Origin of the sequence: Marinobacter azerbaijanicus, assembly GCF_030250645.1 — a bacterium.
Taxonomy (GTDB): Bacteria; Pseudomonadota; Gammaproteobacteria; order Pseudomonadales; family Oleiphilaceae; genus Marinobacter; species Marinobacter azerbaijanicus.
Genome location: NZ_JASSVS010000005.1, coordinates 264,346 through 283,666 on the forward strand (window position 1 = coordinate 264,346; position 19,321 = coordinate 283,666).

Consider the following 19,321-nt stretch of genomic DNA (forward strand, 5'->3'; position numbering starts at 1 on the left):
CCTGCCATGACCAGCAAAGAACCTCTCCAGTCCTCAGACCGGGTATCCACCGGACTGCCCGGACTGGATGAGGTTCTGGATGGCCTGCGCATTGGCGATAATGTGGTCTGGCGCGTATCGGACCTCAACGATTATCGTCGCTTCGTGTTCCCCTTCCTGGATGCCGCCGCCGAAACTGGCCGTCAGATCATATATCTCCGCTTCGGCCAGCATCCCCCAATCATCGAGCAGCACCCCGCCGTTCGCACTATTGAGATCGATGCTCTCGGGGGATTTGAGAGTTTTACCAGCCGGGTCTGGCACCTGATTGAACAGCATGGCCGGGGCGCGTTTTACGTATGCGACAGTCTCAGCGAACTGCTTAATGCATGGGCCACCGACGCCATGGTGGGCAATTTCTTCCGGGTCGTGTGCCCGCTCCTGTTTGAACTGGACACCGTGGCCTGGTTTGCCCTGCATCCGGACCGGCACTCCCGCATGACCCTGGACCGCATCCGCGAGACCACGCAGGTCATGATCGACATACATCGACATGGCGAGAACGTCCAGATTCACCCCATCAAGGCCTGGCTCCGGCAATCCCCAACCATGTTCCTTCCCCACCGGGAGCAGGACGGCCAGTTCCAACCCATTACGGACAGCAGCGATGCCACACGGCTTCAGGCCAGCCTGGAGCTGGAACACCTGCATCGCCAGCCACTGCTGGATTACTGGGACCGCCTGTTCCAGGAAGCCAGCCGGGCACTGTCGGAACAGGATGCAGACTGCATTGCCGACCTGCAGGAGCAGGTGTTACAGGTGCTGATCAGCCGGGAGCCACAGATTCTGGCGCTGGCACGGCGCTACCTGTCACTGGAGGACCTGCTGGGCATCCGCAGCCGGCTGGTGGGCAGTGGCTACATAGGCGGCAAGGCTACCGGCATGTTGATTGCCCGCAATATCCTGCTCAAGGAAGCACCGGAGCTGTGGCAGCAGAACCTGGAACCACACGACTCCTGCTATCTCGGAACCGATGCCTACTACGCCTTTCTGGTACACAACGGACTGTGGCCGGCAATCATGCGCCAGCGCTCGAAAGCCGGCTATCTGACAGAGGCCCCGGCGCTGAGAGACGGCATACAGGAGGGCCGGTTCCCCGATGAAATCCGCTCCGAGCTGGAGCGGCTGCTGGATCATTATGGCCAGTATCCCATTCTGGTGCGCTCTTCGAGTCTGCAGGAGGACGGTTTCGGCAATGCTTTTGCCGGAAAATACGACAGTGTGTTCCTGGTTAACCAGGGCGCCCCGGAACAAAGGCTGGAGGCTCTGGAAGATGCCATTCGGCAGGTCTATGCCTCGTCGATGAGCGAGGATGCTCTACGCTACCGGCAACAGCGCGGTCTGGACCAGCGCGAAGAACCCATGGCTTTGCTGATCCAGCGGGTCAATGGTCGCTTTCATGGCCGTTACTACCTGCCGGACGCCGCGGGAGTTGGGGTGTCCCGTAATACATTTGCCTGGGATAGCACCATGGACCCGAAGGCCGGCATGGTAAGGCTGGTGATGGGGCTGGGCACCCGGGCGGTTGACCGGATTGAAGGCGATCATGCCTGTGTGATGGCTCTGGACCATCCCAACCGGCAGCCCTTCCGCAACCAGGACGAGTCCTACCGATACTCCCAACACCTGGTGGACCTACTGGATCTCCAGCAAGGCGCGCTGGAAACACGCCCCCTCAGTGAGGTGCTGGAAAATACAACCGACCTGCCTGTGGAACATCTGGCTGAAGTGGACCGGGCCGCCACCACACGTGCCGAACAAATCGGGCTGAAGGGGCCGGTCTGGCGCCTGACGTTCCGGCCACTGGTGCAAAAGGGGGCCTTCATTTCAAGGTTATCCGATCTGCTACAAACACTCGAAGCTGCCTATCGACACCCCGTGGATGTGGAATTCACCCTGCACCTGGACGAACAGGGCGACCCGGCTTTCAATCTGGTGCAATGTCGGCCGCTGGCCACCGTGGGAGAAGCCGGGCCGGTACCTATTCCGGACAGAGTGCCAGAGGAAAGGATTCTGTTCCGCACGGAAGGCCACTTTATGGGAGGCAATATCAACCTTGCCATTCAGCGTGTGATTCGAGTGGATGCGGCCATCTATGCCACCCTCAGCACCACCCAGCGCTACGAGGTGGCCCGGCTGGTGGGCGAGCATGTCCGCTCATCCAAAACCCCGACAATGCTGATCGGCCCCGGACGCTGGGGCACTACCAGCCCGGAGCTGGGGGTTCCCGTGCGTTTTTCAGACATTGCTGGCGTAGCCGCCCTGGTGGAAGTGTCGGAGAAGGCGGGCCATATGGTGCCGGATCTGTCCTACGGCTCGCACTTTTTCCAGGACCTGGTGGAAACCGGCATTGCCTACGCCGCCCTGTTTCCTGAAAACAGCCATTGCCAGTATCATCCGGAGCACCTGGATAGCCCATCGCTTCCGGCAGGGCAACCCCCCTCACCGGATGCCGCATTGCGGATTCATGATCTCGACCACCGACAGCTTCAACTGAGGGGAGATATCGTCCGCCAGACACTGATCTGCTTTTTCACAGATTGACCCCGGACAATCAAAAACACAGTTTCTGACCGATTTCCGGCGCCTGCTGTTAAAATCCCGGCCATGGAATGGCTCACCCACTCACAAACCGGTTTCCAACAGTCTGCCCGCTATCTGCTGGGGATGCGACTGGCCCTCGTCGCCCTTCTGCTGATTGCGGTTGCCGTTGCTGAAACCATGGTACCCCTTGCACATCGGGCCGAGGCCCTGATCGTGTGCCTGGCTTATGCCGTTGTGGCAACGCTGGGCTGGCTCTGGTTTACCCGGCGGCCACCCCGCTCCGCCACGACGGTCAGTCTGGCCCTGACCACCGATCTGCTGCTGATTGGCGCCTGGCTATACCTCACCGGTGGTTATACCAACCCACTGGTTTCCCTGTTGCTGCTGCCGATTGCCGTTACCATCATCCTTGTACCTCTGGTCCAGAGCATCGCTGTTACCGTTGCCGGAGTAGCGATCTACACCTCTCTGGTAATCTGGCATACGCCGGTTGCCCATGAACAGCATGGTGCCGATCTGGCGCAACTGCATCTGGTGGGTATGTGGATTACCTTTGCCATCACCGCTGCCATTCTACTCCTCGTTGTCGGCACACTCGCCCGGCGGATGCGCCAACAGCAGTCCCAGCTGGCACAGATACGGGAAACCCGACTAAGGGACGAGCAGATCATCGCCCTGGGGCTTTCCGCCGCTGCCGTTGCCCACCGTCTGGGCACGCCTCTGAACACCATGAGCCTCCTGATCGAGGAGATGAAATCCGTCCTGTCTGGCAATAACCTCTGCGCCGACGACCTGTCCCTTATGGAAAGCCAGCTTGGGCTGTGCAGCAACCACCTGCGCCAGCTGTCCACTGCTGCCATGCAGGCCAGGGCCGCCCAACTGGAAACGCTTCCGCTCCATTTCTGGATGATGCGCCTGAGGGAATCCGCCACCCTGCTTTGGCCATCCGCTCCGATTCACTGGCAGGCTCCGTTTCCTGATACACCGGTTGCTGTCGATGCCACCCTGGACCAGGCAGTCCTGAACCTGCTGGCCAACGCTGTCACCGCCAGCCCGGAATGGGTATCGGTCAGTGCCCATGCAATTGCCGGCAAGCGGATCGAAATCGTTGTGGAGGACCGTGGTGACGGGCTGGATATGTCCCTGCAGGAAACCGCTGGCGATCACGTCGTCAAGTCAGAGAGAGGGCTTGGCGTTGGCCTGTTTCTCTCCAATGCCACCATCCAGCGTCTTGGCGGCACTCTGAAAGCCAGTGCCGATGAACATGGCACCACAATGATCATAGAATTACCGGCGGCAAAGGAATCGGAAACACCCCATGAATGACCAACCACCATGGCTACTGATCGACGATGATGAAGCTTTTCTGCAGGTGCTCCAGCGCTCTCTCGGGCGCCAGGGCATTGGGGCTTTATGTGCCCACAACCCCGAAGAAGCCAAAACGGCACTGGACACCCAGACTGTTCATAAATGCGTGCTGGACCTGAACCTTGCCGGGGAAAGCGGGCTGCAGCTGTTGCCGGAACTGCTTTCGCTTGAACCGAATCTGGAAGTGTTGGTACTGACCGGTTACGGGAGCATCGCCACGGCGGTTGAGGCAATGCGCAGAGGGGCTATCAACTACCTCTGCAAACCGGTTACGCTAAACCAGCTGATGGCGGGTTTTGAGCCACTGAACAACCAACCGGATCTACGCAGGAAACCTCCGTCGGTTGAGGAGATGGAGCGAGAACACATTCAGCGGGTTCTGAACGAACATAACGGCAACGTATCCTCAACAGCAAGAGCCCTTAACATGCACAGAAGGACTCTGCAGAGAAAGTTGCAGAAACACTCGCATTGGCGAAACTAGCTGGTGATTATGTCCCGACCCCCTGATACAGCAAATCTGCCGGAACCCGTCGATAATAACCGGCTGGCACTGGTTGCCGCGACTACGCCGGACATGGTTGTGATCCTCGACGAAGCTGGCCGGATTGAATGGGTCAATGCCAGTTTCGAAAAACATACCGGCTACCTGCTGGCAGACGTCCGTGGGCGGATAGTCAGGGACTTTCTGTACGGTCCCGACACAGATCCCGCCACCATCAAGCGGATCAACCAGAACCTGCATCGATGCGTCGCATTCGAGGAAGACATCCTTCATTACGCTCGGTCCGGAATGCCATACTGGGTGCACACCTACTGCACCCCGATCGGTGAAGAACAGGGCGTCGCTCCGGGCTTCATTGCCACCATGACCAACATCTCCGACCGCAAGCATAGCGAACGGGGCCTGCGCATTGCAGCCAGTGTGTTTGATCGTAGTCACGAAGCCATCCTCATTACCGACCGCAACAACCGTATCCTGGACGTGAACCCGTCTTTCTCTCGCATCACCGGGTACCAGCGGGAAGAGGTACTTGGCCTGGCCCCGTCCATACTCAGCTCCGGGCGCCACTCCCGCGAATATTATGAGTCCATGTGGCGGTCCATAGAAAAAACCGACCACTGGCGCGGTGAGATCTGGAATCGCCGAAAAGACGGCGAAGAATATGTGGAGCTGCTGTCCATCAGTCGCGTTCACCTGGATGAGCCGGGGCAGTATTACCACGTTGCCGCCTTCAACGACATTACTGCGTTGAAGAACCACGCCAAAGAGCTGGACCGTGCGGCGAACTACGACGATCTGACCGGCCTGCCCAATCGGCAATTGCTGGAAGAGCGGATGCGCACCGCAAGGGCCCATGCTGATCGCCAGAACCGGGGACTGTCGGTATGCTATCTGGATCTGGACGGCTTCAAGGGTATCAACGACCGGCTGGGCCACGCTGTCGGCGACCAGGCCCTGAAAACCCTGGCGGAACGCCTGACCAGGACCCTGCGCAGCGGCGATACGGTCGCCCGCATCGGCGGCGACGAGTTTGTCCTGTTACTGCAGAGTGACGGCCACGAAGCCGTTTATCAGCGTATTCTGGCTGTCGTTGGCGAACCCATCGCTGCCGACGGTGAAACCATTAACCTGACCGCCAGCCTTGGTATCACCCGCTACCCTGATGACAACACCGATGAGGAAGGCCTGATCCGCCACGCGGACCAGGCCATGTATTCCGCCAAGGAAAAGGGCCGCAACCAGTTCCACTTTTTCGACCCGTCACTGGACGCCCACCGGCGGGAACGCCGGGAAAAACTCACGGCCATAAGCCGGGCCTTGGAGAATCAGGAGTTTGAACTGCATTTCCAGCCCCAGATCCGCATCAGCGACTGCACCGTTGTTGGTTTCGAGGCCCTGATCCGCTGGAACCATCCGGAGAAGGGCATGATTTCTCCCGCCGGATTCCTGCCCACTGTAGAGAACAGCCATCTGGAGGTCCCCCTCGGCCAATGGGTAGTGCGGGAAGCTATCCACCAGCTCAACACCTGGCTACAGGCCGGCGAGAACCTTACGGTAAGCATTAATATCAGTGCCTGCCACCTGATGGACCGGAGCTTTGCTGACTTTCTGACCAGTTATCTGCACAGCCACTCGGAACTGGACCCCGGCCTGATCACCCTGGAAGTTCTTGAATCCACCGCCCTTGAGGACATAAACCGGGCCAGCAATGCATTGGAGCATTGCCAGAAGTTGGGTTTGAAAGTGGCGCTCGACGACTTTGGCACCGGGTTTTCATCACTGACCTACCTGCGAACGCTGCCAGTGGACCTGATCAAGATCGACCAGAGCTTCGTGCGCAACATGCTGAACGATGCCAACGATCGGGCTATTGTGGAGAGCGTAATTTTTCTGGCCCAGCGGTTTTCCTATCCCGTGCTGGCGGAAGGCGTGGAAACCATGGAGCAGGCCCGGAATCTGCGCCACATGGGCTGCAACTACGCCCAGGGCTACGGGTTCGCAAGGCCGATGCCTGCCAGGGAGGTGCTTGAATGGCTCAGCCACTGGAAAAGTAGCACCGGGGCCGGTAGCCGGGCAGACCTTGCCAAGCTGATATCTGCGGCTCAGCGATAACGGCGCTGATCCAGCGTTGTCAGCCGGTCAGGGTGGAACACCATCAGCCCGGTGACGAAGGCACCGTTGACGAATCCCTCGGGAAGCATGAACAGCGGCAGGTACCTCAGGTACTCGTGGACCAGTTCGCCGAAGGTATACACCCCGGCGGACCACAACATCAGACACATCACCACGCCTGCTACGGCAACAGAGATGCCAGCGCCAAAGAATCCGCAGAAGAAGATATAGGCGAAAAAATTCCGAAAATTCCGTTTTCGCTCCCAGAGCATGATGCCATGACTGACCAGGGCCGGCACCATAACCGTCACCAGCCCGTTAGCGGCAAAAGCAATCAGAGGTTCACGCCCGGTGATAACGGTAATCACAAGGGCAAGCAACCCGGACAGTACCGCCAGCCGCCACCCCATCATCAGGGTGATGAGGGTCATACCGAACACATGGATAGACAGCCCGGGAGAGATGCCCGCTCGCAACTGCCAGACAAACCCCAGAACCACGGCAGCCCCGAAGAAGGTATGTTGCAGGGTCTGGTCGCTGCGAAATTCCGACCAGTCGATACCCCGCGCGGCATTAACCAGAATCGCGAGGAATATCAGGCCAGTGACGATCAACTGACTGGCAGAGAGCAGGTTCTCTGTCATTCCCATGGTGTGAATGCTCCGCTTCCGGACGTTGAGCAGGCGTGGCACAGGGTCCGGCCAACGTCTGCCAGGCCTCGTAGGCACTCAGATAAACCTGCCCTCCCAGGTTCGCCAGCAGCTCAGTGCCTCTGAGGCGATCCATAACAGGTCCTTTTACGTCCGAAAGATGCAGGCGGACCCCTGCGTCCGTCAACCGTTCATTGATCGCCTCCAGGCTTTCAAGGGCTGATGCGTCCACCAGGTTGACCGCCGGGCACACCAGCACCAGGTCCTTCAGTTCGGGTTGTCTGGTCACCAGGTCCATTACGGTTTCCTCCAGGAAACGGGCATTGGCGAAATACAGGCTTTCATCCACCCTCAGGAAGGTCACCCTGGGGCACAGCTCCACGTCGTGTCGAAGCACGTTGCGGAAATGCTCGGTTCCCGGCACACGTCCAATTACGGCACAGTGTGGGCGGCTTGTCCGGTACAGGAACAGGCCAATGGACAAAGCCACACCTGCAATAATACCGGCCTCGACACTGTGTACCAGCGTCAGAAAGATGGTTGCAAGCATGGCACCGAAATCCGGGCGGGAATACCGCCACGTGCGGGCCAGGGCAGGAAAATCAATGAGGGTGGAAACGGCCACAATGATGGTCGCCGCCAGAGTCGCCTGGGGCAGGTACGCAATGGCCGGCGTCAGGAACAGGGTGGCCAGGGCAATACCCACCGCTGCGTAGGCGCCGGCTGCCGGGGTTTCGGCGCCAGCGTCAAAGTTGACCACAGAGCGGGAGAAACCACCCGTTACCGGCATGCCGCCGGAAAACCCGGCGCCCAGATTGGCGGTGCCAAGGCCGATGAGTTCCTGGTCTGGATCAATCCTCTGTCGGCGTTTGGCGGCCAGGGTCTGGCCCACGGATACCGACTCCACAAACCCGACCACGCTGATCAGCAACGCACTGACCGCCAGTTGCTGCCATAAGCCCATATCCAGACTGGGCATGGTGAACTCGGGCAACCCCCGGGGCACATCGCCCACCAGGCGCACACCCTGCCCATCAAGCTGGAACTGCCAGGCCGCCAGGGTAGTCACCAGGACTGCCAGTATGGGGGCCGTTTTGGTCAGGATATCCGCCATCCTCGGCGCCAGCCCCGTAGCCATCAGCAGAGGTTTCAGCTGCTTGCGGGCGAGGATCAGGAACAGCAAAGCCCCGGTGCCCACGGCAAGGGTCGCAAGGTTGGTATCTCCGATCGACGCGATCAGGGACTGGCCAATCGTCAGCAGGTTATGGCCGGAGGCCTGGATACCGAAAATATGCTTGAGCTGACTGGCGGCAATAACAATACCGGAGGCTGTGATAAAGCCGGAGATCACCGGGTGGCTGAGAAAGTTGGCAAGGAAACCGAGCTTCAGAATACCCATCAGTGTCAGCATCAAGCCTGACATGACCGCCAGCAGCACCGCCCCGGCTATATATTCCGGGGTACCTGCGTCTGCCAGCGGTGCAAGGGCGGCCGCTGTCATCAGGGAAGCAACCGCCACAGGTCCCACAGACAGTGTCCGACTGGTGCCGAACACCGCATAGATCACAAGGGGCAGGATACTGGCGTACAGACCCACGTGGGCAGGCAAACCCGCCAGCAGTGCATAGGCCAGTGACTGGGGTATGAGCATTACGGTCACGATAACCGCGGCCACCAGATCGCTGGTGGCCTGGCCGTGGCCGTATTTTGGCGCCCACTGCAGGATGGGCAGATAGCGTTTGAGATTCATCAGGAATCTCAGAACAGGTTAACCGGCACTTTGAGGTAGACCTGCCCGTTATCTTCCGCAGGCGGCATGTGCCCCGCCCGCATGTTGACCTGTACGGAGGGCAGAATCAGCCGGGGCATGTCCAGTGTTGCGTCCCTCTCGGTCCGCATCTTCACAAACTCTTCCTCGGATATACCTTCATGAACATGGATATTGGCCTCACGCTGCTCGGCCACGGTGGTCATGTGCTGATATTCATCGCGCCCTGGCGCCTGGTAATCATGGCACAGGAAAATGCGAGTCTCTGGTGGTAACGCCAGGACCTTCTGGATCGACCGGTACAGTGTTCGTGCGTCGCCCCCGGGGAAGTCACATCGGGCTGTGCCGAAATCCGGCATGAACAGGGTATCCCCGACAAAGGCGGCATCTCCGATAACATAAGTCAGGCAGGCGGGGGTGTGGCCCGGCGTGTGCAGTACCCGCCCCTCCAGATTACCAATCCTGAAGCTGTCGCCGTCTTTGAACAGGGCGTCAAACTGGCTGCCATCGCGCGCAAATTCAGTACCGGCATTGAATGCCTTGCCAAAAATTTCCTGTACCTCAACGATGTGGGCGCCTATCCCGGTTTTGCCGCCGAGTTCCGTGTGCAGGTACGGAGCTGCCGACAGGTGATCCGCGTGAACATGGGTTTCGATGATCCACTCCACCTTCAGGTCCTTCTCCTGAATATAGGCAATGATCTCGTTGGCGGAGCGCACATCGGTTTTTCCTGCGGCGTAGTCGAAATCAAGAACAGAATCGACAATTGCACAGGTGTTACTGTCAGGGTCACTGACCACATAGCTGAAGGTATTGGTCGGTTCGTCAAAGAAGTGCTGGACGAGGGGATTGGCCATAGTACTCATCTCCCGGTTATTCACAATTGGTTCTAAGCATATACTAAAAGGAAATATTAAGGGAAATGAAGTTTTGTTATAGCCGTCATTTTCCTGATGCATTAACAGAGCAGTCACGTCTGCAGTACAGACTGGGGGCTGGGCATTCGCCAAAATAACGGCCACAATCACGGCACGGATGTCCCTTGCAAGGATCAGGAGTTCAGCCGAACATGCCACCTCAATTGCCTCCCGCCCAACCCCAGGGCAACCAGGAAGACAAGCGCGCGCTGTGGTCATGGGCCCTTTACGACTGGGCCAACAGTGCTTTTTTTACCATCATTCTGACCTTCGTCTTTGCCCAGTACTTCAGCGTTTCGGTAATGCAGGATGAAGTCGCCGGCACCGAGGCCTGGGGCAACATCGTGGGCATTTCCGGCGTGTTTATCGCTATCCTGGCGCCAATTCTCGGGGCCATTGCAGACCAGTCAGGTCGCCGCAAACCCTGGTTTATCAGCTTCACCCTGTTGTGTGTTATCGCCTGCGCCATGCTCTGGACAGTCACGCCGGACCAGGATCAGTTCTGGAAAGCCGCCCTGTGGGTTGGCCTGGGTACGCTTGGGGCCGAATTCGCTTTCATCTTCTACAACTCCATGCTGCCGGACCTGGCCAGTCAGGAACGCACCGGGCGATGGTCCGGCTGGGCCTGGGGGCTTGGTTACGTTGGGGGCGTTCTGAGCCTGGTAGTGGCTCTGTATGGATTTATCGAAACCGATGCCAATCTGTTCGACCTGAACCGTGACGAAGCAGAGCACGTGCGCGCTACCTTCATTCTGGTGGCCGTATGGTATCTGGTGTTCGCACTGCCAGCCTTCATCTTTATCCCGGACCGCCCACCCACTGGCCTTAACCTGGCCGCTGCCACCCGTGCCGGGTTTGCCCAGCTGAAAGAATCCATCGCCCACGTCCGTCAGTACCGGGATATTGTGCGTTTCCTTATCGCCCGCATGCTTTACACCGATGGCCTGGCCACCATTTTCACTTTTGGGGGAGTATACGCAGCAGGCACTTTCAATATGGATTCCACGCAAGTACTGCAGTTTGCCATCACCCTGAATGTAACGGCTGGGTTGGGTGCCCTGGGGTTTGCCTGGGTGGATGACGCCCTGGGCGGGCGCAATACCATCCTGCTCTCGCTGGTGGGGCTTGGCAGCAGTGCCCTGGCCATCCTTCTGGTGGACGGCGCCACTGCTTTCTGGGTGTGGGGCATGATCCTGGGCATTTTCGTGGGGCCGCTGCAATCTGCCAGCCGGTCACACCTGGCCCGCATTGCGCCACCCCACCTGCAGACCCAGATGTTCGGCCTGTTCGCCTTCTCCGGCAAAGCCACCGCCTTCGCCGGCCCGCTGCTGGTGGGATGGGTCACGGCAATCACCGACAGCCAGCGCTGGGGCATGAGCACCATTCTCGCCTTCCTGCTGATCGGCTTCCTGTTGATGTTGACCGTGCCTGCAACCGAAGTCCGGCAGACACAGAAAGACCCAGGCCTTTCCTGATGACACCAGCACAGGAACGCTGGTCCGTACGCAGCGCTTTTTAAAGCTCAGCGGGCTCCTGATGCAGGAGTTCCCAGAACTGAACCGCCTGTTTCCTGGATGCTCCCCAGCGGTACCCGCCCAAGGCACCGCTCTGCTGGATAACACGGTGGCACGGAATCAGCATCGCAACAGGATTCGCACCAACCGCATTACCGACGGCTCTTGATGCCTTGGGGTAGCCCAGTGCCCTGGCAATCTGGGAATAACTGGCCAGTTTCCCCGGCGGAATTCTCAGCAAGGCCCGCCATACCGCTATCTGGAAGTTGGTACCTTCTACATGAAGTGAAAGGGGACCGCGCTTCCAGTCTGCCGGTTTGCTGAACAACGCATCAATCACATAGCCCGTAGCTTCTTCGCTCCTTGCAAGGTTCCCCCTGGGCCAGTCGCTGCGCAGGCAGGAAACCACTTCATCGGCGCCTCTGTCGTCCGAAAACTCAACTCGGCATACGCCTCGCCGGGTAACCGCCACAAACATTTCCCCGAGAGGCGTGTCGTGAAATCCGTACTGAATAGCAACACCACTGCCGTGGTTCCTGTACTCACCAGGTGTTACTGCCTCCAGTTGCACAAAGTGATCATACAGCCGCGAGCTGCCACTCAAGCCGATGCTATGGGATATATCCATCAGGGAATGCTCGTCTTCCAGCATTCTTTTACCGCGCTCCAGCGTCAGCGCCTGCAGGAAACGCTTGGGCGTCGTGCCGGCCCACTGGCAGAACATTCGCTGAAAATGAAACGGACTGAGGTGAACATGAGCAGCCACCTCCTCCAGGGCTGGCTGCCTGGAAGCATGTTCCGACATGTAGGTCAGAGCCTTTTCGATGCGGTTGTAGTCAGACATTGCCTGCCCCTCATCCTCTGCTTCAGGTAAACACAAACTCCCCAGCCAACAGAGACAATCATAAGAAGTTATTTACCTGATGCCGACCCGGATCTTGCTACATTATGCCGGCGCCACAGGGATGATGCTAAACTGCCTGCGCAACCGACGTGATCCGCAATAGCAGGATAAGCCATTGAGCACTATCAGACCGACCATCGTCAGGGAATGGCAGGCCTTTTGGCTCGCCATCGGATTCCTGACCCGTATTCCCATGCTGGTGCCTATCGACTATTCCCCCCGCCTGATGAATCAGTGCAGTGTCTATTTTCCACTTGTGGGGCTGGTGCTGGGCGTGATCTATGCCGGGCTTTATGTAGCTCTTGCAGAGCTATGGAGCCCGCTGGTATGCCTGGTTCTGGTGACGGGGTTTCACCTCTGGATTACCGGCGCCTTCCACGAAGACGGCCTGGCCGACAGCGTGGATGCGCTGGGTGGCGGATATTCCCTTGAGGCAAGGCTGGGGATCATGAAGGACAGCCGCATCGGCACCTACGGCACCGTCGTTCTGGTGATTGCGCTGGCGCTGAAGGTCGCTTTGCTGGTCGATGCATATCCGGTCTGGCTAGCTCTGGTTCTGGCCCCCATGGTGTCCCGCCTCGCCCCCCTGCTGATCATGGGGTACCTGCCCTATGTGACAGACCCGGACAACAGCAAGAGCAAGCCCGTGGCGGAAGACTTTTCGCGACCCCGGCTTGCCATCGCCGCCCTGTTCACGGCTCTTGCCACGCTTTTTCTGACCGGTCTTCAACTCGGGTTAATGTTGTGGGGTATAACAGCTGCGCTGGGCGTGGCTTTGGTGTGGGGTACCTACCTGCACCGGCAACTGGGCGGCTATACCGGGGACACCCTCGGCGCCAGCGTGGTGTTTGCTGAGCTGGTCATGTTGCTCGGCCTTGCCATCTGAGCCTTTCAGCTTCACTCCGGGATTTTCAGTGCCGTCTTGAGTTGCATATTCTCCAGTGGCTGAGCCCAGCGGTTCCCATGCACAAGGTCCTCCAGCGGCAACCGTGACCGCCAACCTTTGGCCTGCAATTCCGGCTGGTCGAGGAATTCACTGACATAACCCAGGCAAAGGTAGGCGAGAGGATAGACTTGTTCCGGAAGCTGTAGGGTGCAGGCAAGCTTCTGCTGGTCCAGGATGCTGACCCAGCCCACGCCGATGCCCTCTGCGCGGGCAGCTAACCACAGGTTCTGGACCGCCAGGCAGGTGCTGAACAGGTCGGTTTCAACGATGGAGTTGCGCCCCAGTACATGGCTGCCCCCCCGGCTTCGGTCGCAGGTGATACAGAGATTGATGGGGCTTTCGAGGATGCCCTGGAGTTTCAGGCTCTTGTAGCGGGTATTGCGCTCGCCGCTGTAGTTATCCGCAGCCTTGCGGTTCTCTTCCTCGAAGATGTCGAGGACGGACTGGCGCACCTCGATGCTGTCGATGACAATAAAGTCCCAGGGCTGCATAAAGCCCACGGAGGGGGCATGGTGGGCTGCGGTGAGCAGGCGAGCCAGAACATCTGCCGGGATCGGGTCGGGCAGGAACTGGGAGCGGACATCCCGCCGTTCGTGGATGGCACGGTACAGGCCTTGGCGTTCATCCTCGCTGAAGGGGCGATTATGGTCGGTCATTGATTGTGGGGTCCAGTTTGGGTGTCGGGTTACGCTTTGCTAACCCGACCTACGTTGTGGTCAGCCGAGGTCCAGCAGTTTGCGTAGCCAGTCCGTGTCGAGATGGTCTTCCACCAGGTCTGCGAGCCGGTCCAGTTGTTGTTGGCGATGATTCTGGTAATTCACGGCCTCGCCGGCCAGTTGGGTGTCTGCACCCAGGCCGGCCCAGTGCAGAATAGCGCTACAGGCTTCGGGTTCATCGAAGATGCCGTGAACGTAGGTGCCTGCCACCTGACCATCCCCGCTGACGGCGCCGTCCGGTCTGCCATTCAGTTCAGCCATGGGGGATGCCAGAGCTGGCCCAATGGTGACACCGTTATGCATTTCATAGCCGGTGAAGGCGGCTTTATCTGTGCCGATGGTGAGCGTGCCGCTCACGTTCTTCAGCTGTTTGCCGTCCACCATGCGCGTGGTCATGTCCAGCAGGCCCAAACCTTCGGTGCTACCGGCCTCGCCTTCCAGTCCGTTCGGGTCTAGTACTTCGGTGCCGAGCATCTGAAAACCACCGCAGATGGCAAAAACTTTGCCGCCGTATCGAAGGTGCTTACCGATCGCCTCTGGCCAGCCCTGCGACTTCAGCCATTGCAGGTCGTGACGGGTGCTTTTACTGCCGGGCAGGAGAATCAGGTCCGCCGGGGGAATGGGCTGATCGGGGCCGATAAACTGGAGGTTAACTCCGGGGTGCAGGCGCAGGGGATCGAAGTCGTTGTGGTTGCTGATGCGAGGCAGGACCGGGACAATTACATTCAGCGCGCCGGCCTCGCTGCGGCCGCTGGTGCCCACGCTGTCCTCGGCGTCGATCACCAGCCCGTGCAGGTAGGGCAGCACCCCGGCCACGGGTTTGCCGGTGCGTTCGGCCAGCCAGTCCAGGCCAGGCTCCAGCAGGGCGATATCACCCCGGAAGCGGTTGATGATAAACCCTCTGGTGCGGGCCCGTTCGCTGTCGGAAACCAGTTCCAGGGTGCCCACCAGCTGCGCGAACACGCCGCCCTTGTCGATATCGCCAACCAGCAATACTGAGCAGTCCGCCACTTCGGCGAAACCCATGTTGGCAATATCGTTGGCGCGTAGGTTGATCTCGGCGGGGCTGCCGGCGCCTTCGGCGATGATCACGTCGTAACGGGCACTCAGGGCACGCCAGGCGTCCATCACCGAAGCCATCGCCTCTGCTTTGTAGGCATGGTAATCCAGCGCATCCATGTTGCCGTGGACCCTGCCGCGCAGGATGACCTGAGCGCCACAGTCACTCTGGGGCTTGAGCAGCACCGGGTTCATATCGCTGTGGGGCTCCAGGCCACAGGCCAGTGCCTGCAGGGCGGTGGAGCGGCCAATTTCACCGCCATCCACGGTAACTGCGCTATTCAGGGCCATGTTCTGTGGCTTGAAGGGCGCCACGGACACGCCCTGGCGTGCCAGCCACCGGCACAGGGCCGCCACCACCGTGGTCTTGCCGGCGTCGGAGGTAGTGCCCTGGATCATCAGTGTGGTCATGGTTTCCGGCCTTTACAGCTCTACGCCTTTCTGGGCCTTCACGCCCTGGTCCTGGAAGGCATGCTTCACCACGCCCATTTCCGTCACTGTGTCCGCCAGATCTATCAGCTCCGCGGGTGCCGAGCGGCCGGTGACCACCACATGCTGCATTTCGGGACGTCCCTGCAGATCATCCAGCACCCGGTCCAGGTCGATGTAGTCATACTTCAGGGCGATATTGAGTTCGTCCAGCAGAATCAGGTCATAACTATCGTCCTTGAGCATGGAAGCGGCCATATCCCATGCGGCGTTAGCTGCTTCCACATCCTGCTCGCGGTTCTTGGTTTCCCAGGTATAGCCCTGGCCCATTACGTGGTAATCCACATTGGGCAGTTCGTGGAAGAAAGCCTCTTCACCGGTGCTGAAAGCACCCTTGATGAACTGAACAATACCCACCTTCATGCCATGGCCCAGGGCGCGGGCCACCATGCCAAAACCGGAGCTGCTCTTGCCCTTGCCAGGGCCGGTGAGCACCAACAACACACCCTGCTCTTTCTGGGCGCGAGCGATACGCTCCTGCATGATTTTCTGTTTGGCTTCCATGCGGCGGGCATGGCGTTCGGGGTCTTTGGCGCGTTCACGCATGAGATTGCTCCTTCGCAGTCGAGACCGGGGTCAGAGATTCACCCCGGAAAATAGCCGCCACCAGTGTCGGTGCAGACGGAAAATAGCCATGGAAATAGCTCGCCACCAGGCCGTTATGGCAAAACACCGGCTCGGCCTCAGTACCTGCCAGTTTGCGGGTCCGGGCCCACGGGGCCCAGTCGGTGTCCAAGCGGGAATGATGATAGGTGTGGCCTCGCAGTTCGCCCTGCTCCGTTGCCAGGCTTTGTAACCCCAATGCCTGCAACTTGCCGGCCATTTCCACACGGCCGGGCATCAGGCCCAGCAGATGGTGGCTTTCGCCGTCTTTGTCGACCAGGGATTCACAACAGGCCATCAGGCCTCCGCACTCGGCCAGGATCGGTTTGCCAGCGGCGTTATGGGCGCGAATGGCTTCCAGCATCGGCTGGTTGCCAGCCAGGGTGGCACCGTGCAGTTCAGGATAGCCGCCCGGCAGCCAGAGGGCGTCGGTGTCCGGCAACGCCGAATCCGCAAGCAGCGAGAAGAACGACAGTTCCGCCCCCATGGCCCGCAGCAGGTCCAGGTTGGCGCGGTAGATAAAACTGAAGGCCGCGTCTTGCGCGATGGCGATGCGAACGCCTTCCAGTAACAATGGCGGGGGCTCCGGTGTTTCTGCTTCCAGCGTCACCGGCAGCGGTAAGCCGTCCAGCCCGGCTTCGGCCAGCACTTCAGCGGCAGCATCCAGGCGCTGATCCAGATCCCTCAGCTCACCGGCCTGAACCAGCCCCAGGTGCCGGTCCGGGATATTCATGGCTTCGTTACGGGGAATGGCTCCCAGCAGGCTGATACCTTCCGGCAGGCTTGCCCGCAGCATGTCACCATGGCGGGAGCTGCCGATGCGATTGGCGATCACCTGTTTAACCGGCAATTCCGGGTCGAAACTTGCTAATCCCAGAGCCACCGCACCGAATGTCTGGGCCATGCCCCGGGCATCTATCACCGGTAAGGCAGGAATTCCCATGAGTTTGGCCAGGTCCGCACTGGAAGGATCACCATCGAATAATCCCATGGAGCCTTCCACCAGGATGAGATCGGCCTCCTGCGCTGCTTCCGCCAACCGCCATCGACATTCTGCTTCTCCAGTCATCCACGGGTGCAACTGGTACACAGGCTGACCTGAAGCGACCTCCAATACCATCGGATCCAGATAGTCCGGCCCGTGCTTGAATACCCGCACTTTCCGTCCGGCATTCCTGTGTAGCCTGGCCAGGGCTGCCGTCACCATGGACTTTCCCTGGCCGGAGCCGGGAGCGGTTATCATTGCAGCTGCTACAGTTGCTTTCATATCGTTTGTAAATCCAAAGTTTGCCTAACTCGGAATCCGGGCGGCCGGTGGCGGGTACAGCCTTCCGGGACTGTCAAAAACATGGATGTTTTTGTCGAGCGTACATGGACGTATTCACAGCGTGTCCCGGAAGGCTGTACCCGCCATCGGTCGCTACTCCCAAGCTCAAGATTTAACAGGCACAAACACCGGTGCCCCATCCGCTTCCACCGTAATCAGTTTCTGGCCATAGAGCCGCTCAAGTGCTGCCGGCACCAGCATCCGCTCCGCAGGTCCCCAGCAGGCATCGCCATTGGGGTAAAGCAACAGCAGATGGTCACACCACCGGGCCGCCAGATTGAGGTCATGCAGGCACATAAACACAGAGCGCCCCGAGCGAGCCTGTTCGGTCAGCAGTTGCAGCACTGACACCTGATGGTGGAGATCCAGATGGTTGGTGGGCTCATCCAGCAACCAGGTATCGGGCGCCTGCGTCAGTACCGTGGCGATGGCCACGCGCTGGCGTTCGCCACCGGATAGGGTGCTTACCAGGCGGTCACTCAAATGGCCCACATCCAGTTGATCTAGGGCCTGACGTGCAAAACGCTCATCATCGCCGGATTCCATCTGCCAGGGCGACAGCCACGGGTGGCGGCCAATCAGCGCGGTTTCCAGTACCGTGGCCGGAAAACCATCCTGTCGCTCCTGGAACACCAGCCCCAGTTGTTGGGAAATCCGCCGGCGCCGGAGTTCCGTCAGTGAGTGCTCACCCAGGCAAACCGACCCGTGTCGCGGCGCACGAAGGCCGGCCAGGGTGTGCAACAGCGTTGTCTTGCCGGCACCGTTCGGGCCCAGCACGCCCCACGTCTGCCCCGGCTCCACCGTGAAATCCAGCGGCTGTCCATCGTCCCGATCAGGGATATCAATGACCAGTTCGTTCGCCCGTAACGGATTCATCAGCGGCTCCGGTACAGCAGGTAAAGGAATGTGGGTACGCCCAGCAGCGCGGTAATTACCCCCACCGGCAGCTGCTCCGGCGCAATCACCACCCGCGCCAGGGTATCCGCCAGCACCAGCAATGTACCTCCGGCCAACGCGCAGGCGGGCAGGATCAGGCGCTGGTCGTTACCCAGCACCAGGCGCAGCATGTGGGGCACCACAAGGCCGACAAAACCGATACTGCCGGCCATGGTGACAGCTGTCGCGGTCAGCAGGCTGGCAAGGACGTAGATCGTCCACTCCAGTGGTCGCACAGCCACTCCCAAAGCGGCTGCCTGCATGGGACCGCGCGCCAGCACATTGAGGCTACGGCCCAGCGGCACCACCAACAGGCAAACCAGGAAAAGGAGCCCCAGCGCCGGCCAGGGAGAGCGGGCGTAGGACACATCGCCCATCAACCAATACAGCATGCCTGGCAGGCGCTGCGCCGGACTGATGGCCAGCATCAGGGTAATCACGGCGCCCCAGCCGGCGGCCACAACCACACCGGTTAACAGCAATCGGGACGGCGTCCAGCTGCCCGTACCATGAGCAAGGCCGAAGACCATAAGAGTTGCCAGCATCGCGCCGGCAAACGCAGAGCCTGATACGATCAGGCCACCCAGGCCCGCCAACATTGCCAGCAGGGCGCCAACAGCCGCACCACCAGACAACCCCAGAACGTAGGGGTCGGCCAGCGGGTTGCGTAGCAACACCTGCATCAGGGCCCCCGCTACTGCCAGTAGCCCACCGGTGGCAAATGCTGCCAGGGTACGGGGCAGGCGCAGCTCCAGAACCAGGGTCTGCTGCAGGTTACTGCCCTCACCCAGAATCACTGCCAGCACCTGTCCCGGCGCAACACTGACGCTTCCAGTACCTATGGACAATACCATTGCCACCAGACTGGTAAGCGCCAGAACCAGCAGCGGCTTGATCAGGGGCCGGCTCACAGGTGCAGTCTCC

Annotated in this window: 16 protein-coding genes; 6 read left to right on the forward strand and 10 right to left on the reverse strand. The window is 59.7% G+C overall.

Annotated elements, in window-relative coordinates:
* Positions 1–6: 6 nt before the first annotated feature.
* The 4 genes from QPM17_RS12185 to QPM17_RS12200 all read left to right on the forward strand — a co-directional run bounded on the left by QPM17_RS12185 (position 7) and on the right by QPM17_RS12200 (position 6,568).
* On the forward strand, positions 7–2,583 hold the full coding sequence (locus tag QPM17_RS12185) for a PEP/pyruvate-binding domain-containing protein (protein ID WP_285391030.1): 2,577 nt from the start codon (positions 7–9) through the stop codon (positions 2,581–2,583).
* A 63-nt stretch (positions 2,584–2,646) separates the two neighbouring features.
* Positions 2,647–3,909 carry a sensor histidine kinase gene (locus QPM17_RS12190; protein WP_285391031.1) on the forward strand — a complete coding sequence of 421 codons (1,263 nt, stop codon included), beginning with the start codon at positions 2,647–2,649 and terminating at the stop codon, positions 3,907–3,909.
* Positions 3,902–4,435: a response regulator transcription factor gene (locus QPM17_RS12195; RefSeq protein ID WP_285391032.1), complete on the forward strand. Its 534-nt coding sequence runs from the start codon at positions 3,902–3,904 to the stop codon at positions 4,433–4,435. Before QPM17_RS12190 ends, QPM17_RS12195 begins: the two co-directional genes overlap by 8 nt.
* Positions 4,436–4,444: 9 nt before the next feature.
* The gene (locus QPM17_RS12200; protein WP_285391033.1) at positions 4,445–6,568 is read left to right on the forward strand and encodes a putative bifunctional diguanylate cyclase/phosphodiesterase; all 2,124 of its coding nucleotides are present in this window, start codon (positions 4,445–4,447) and stop codon (positions 6,566–6,568) included.
* On the opposite strand, the gene QPM17_RS12205 is transcribed toward QPM17_RS12200, so the two are convergent.
* From QPM17_RS12205 to QPM17_RS12215, 3 genes are read right to left on the reverse strand one after another with little or no spacing between them, the layout of a single operon-like run.
* Complete coding sequence (locus QPM17_RS12205; RefSeq protein ID WP_285391034.1) at positions 6,559–7,218, reverse strand: energy-coupling factor ABC transporter permease; 660 nt, start codon at positions 7,216–7,218, stop codon at positions 6,559–6,561. The two genes, QPM17_RS12200 and QPM17_RS12205, sit on opposite strands and share 10 nt — an antisense overlap.
* Positions 7,142–8,968, reverse strand: coding sequence for a SulP family inorganic anion transporter (locus tag QPM17_RS12210; RefSeq protein ID WP_285391035.1), 1,827 nt, complete (start codon positions 8,966–8,968; stop codon positions 7,142–7,144). The genes QPM17_RS12205 and QPM17_RS12210 overlap by 77 nt, the downstream gene beginning before the upstream one ends.
* Positions 8,969–8,976: 8 nt before the next feature.
* Positions 8,977–9,843, reverse strand: coding sequence for an MBL fold metallo-hydrolase (locus QPM17_RS12215; protein WP_285391036.1), 867 nt, complete (start codon positions 9,841–9,843; stop codon positions 8,977–8,979).
* A 212-nt stretch (positions 9,844–10,055) separates the two neighbouring features.
* Between QPM17_RS12215 and QPM17_RS12220 the strand changes: the two genes are divergently transcribed.
* Positions 10,056–11,378 carry an MFS transporter gene (locus QPM17_RS12220; protein ID WP_285391037.1) on the forward strand — a complete coding sequence of 441 codons (1,323 nt, stop codon included), beginning with the start codon at positions 10,056–10,058 and terminating at the stop codon, positions 11,376–11,378.
* 40 nt (positions 11,379–11,418) lie between these two features.
* Here QPM17_RS12220 and QPM17_RS12225 read toward each other — a convergent pair whose 3' ends face one another.
* Positions 11,419–12,261, reverse strand: coding sequence for a methylated-DNA--[protein]-cysteine S-methyltransferase (locus tag QPM17_RS12225; protein WP_285391039.1), 843 nt, complete (start codon positions 12,259–12,261; stop codon positions 11,419–11,421).
* A gap of 175 nt (positions 12,262–12,436) precedes the next feature.
* Between QPM17_RS12225 and cobS the strand changes: the two genes are divergently transcribed.
* Positions 12,437–13,207: an adenosylcobinamide-GDP ribazoletransferase gene (gene cobS, locus QPM17_RS12230; RefSeq protein ID WP_285391040.1), complete on the forward strand. Its 771-nt coding sequence runs from the start codon at positions 12,437–12,439 to the stop codon at positions 13,205–13,207.
* Positions 13,208–13,218: 11 nt separating this feature from the next.
* Here cobS and bluB read toward each other — a convergent pair whose 3' ends face one another.
* From bluB to QPM17_RS12260, 6 genes are all read right to left on the reverse strand, one after another.
* Positions 13,219–13,923, reverse strand: coding sequence for a 5,6-dimethylbenzimidazole synthase (bluB, locus tag QPM17_RS12235; RefSeq protein ID WP_285391041.1), 705 nt, complete (start codon positions 13,921–13,923; stop codon positions 13,219–13,221).
* Between the two features lie 60 nt (positions 13,924–13,983).
* Positions 13,984–15,453, reverse strand: a complete 1,470-nt coding sequence (locus tag QPM17_RS12240) for a cobyric acid synthase (RefSeq protein WP_285391042.1) — start codon at positions 15,451–15,453, stop codon at positions 13,984–13,986.
* A 12-nt stretch (positions 15,454–15,465) separates the two neighbouring features.
* Entirely contained in the window at positions 15,466–16,077 is a 612-nt protein-coding gene (cobO, locus tag QPM17_RS12245) for a cob(I)yrinic acid a,c-diamide adenosyltransferase (RefSeq protein ID WP_285391043.1), read from the reverse strand.
* Complete coding sequence (locus QPM17_RS12250) at positions 16,070–17,401, reverse strand: cobyrinic acid a,c-diamide synthase CobB (RefSeq protein ID WP_285391044.1); 1,332 nt, start codon at positions 17,399–17,401, stop codon at positions 16,070–16,072. The genes cobO and QPM17_RS12250 overlap by 8 nt, the downstream gene beginning before the upstream one ends.
* 165 nt (positions 17,402–17,566) lie before the next feature.
* Complete coding sequence (locus QPM17_RS12255; RefSeq protein ID WP_285391045.1) at positions 17,567–18,337, reverse strand: ABC transporter ATP-binding protein; 771 nt, start codon at positions 18,335–18,337, stop codon at positions 17,567–17,569.
* Positions 18,337–19,251: a FecCD family ABC transporter permease gene (locus QPM17_RS12260; RefSeq protein ID WP_340366689.1), complete on the reverse strand. Its 915-nt coding sequence runs from the start codon at positions 19,249–19,251 to the stop codon at positions 18,337–18,339. The genes QPM17_RS12255 and QPM17_RS12260 overlap by 1 nt, the downstream gene beginning before the upstream one ends.
* Positions 19,252–19,321: the final 70 nt, after the last annotated feature.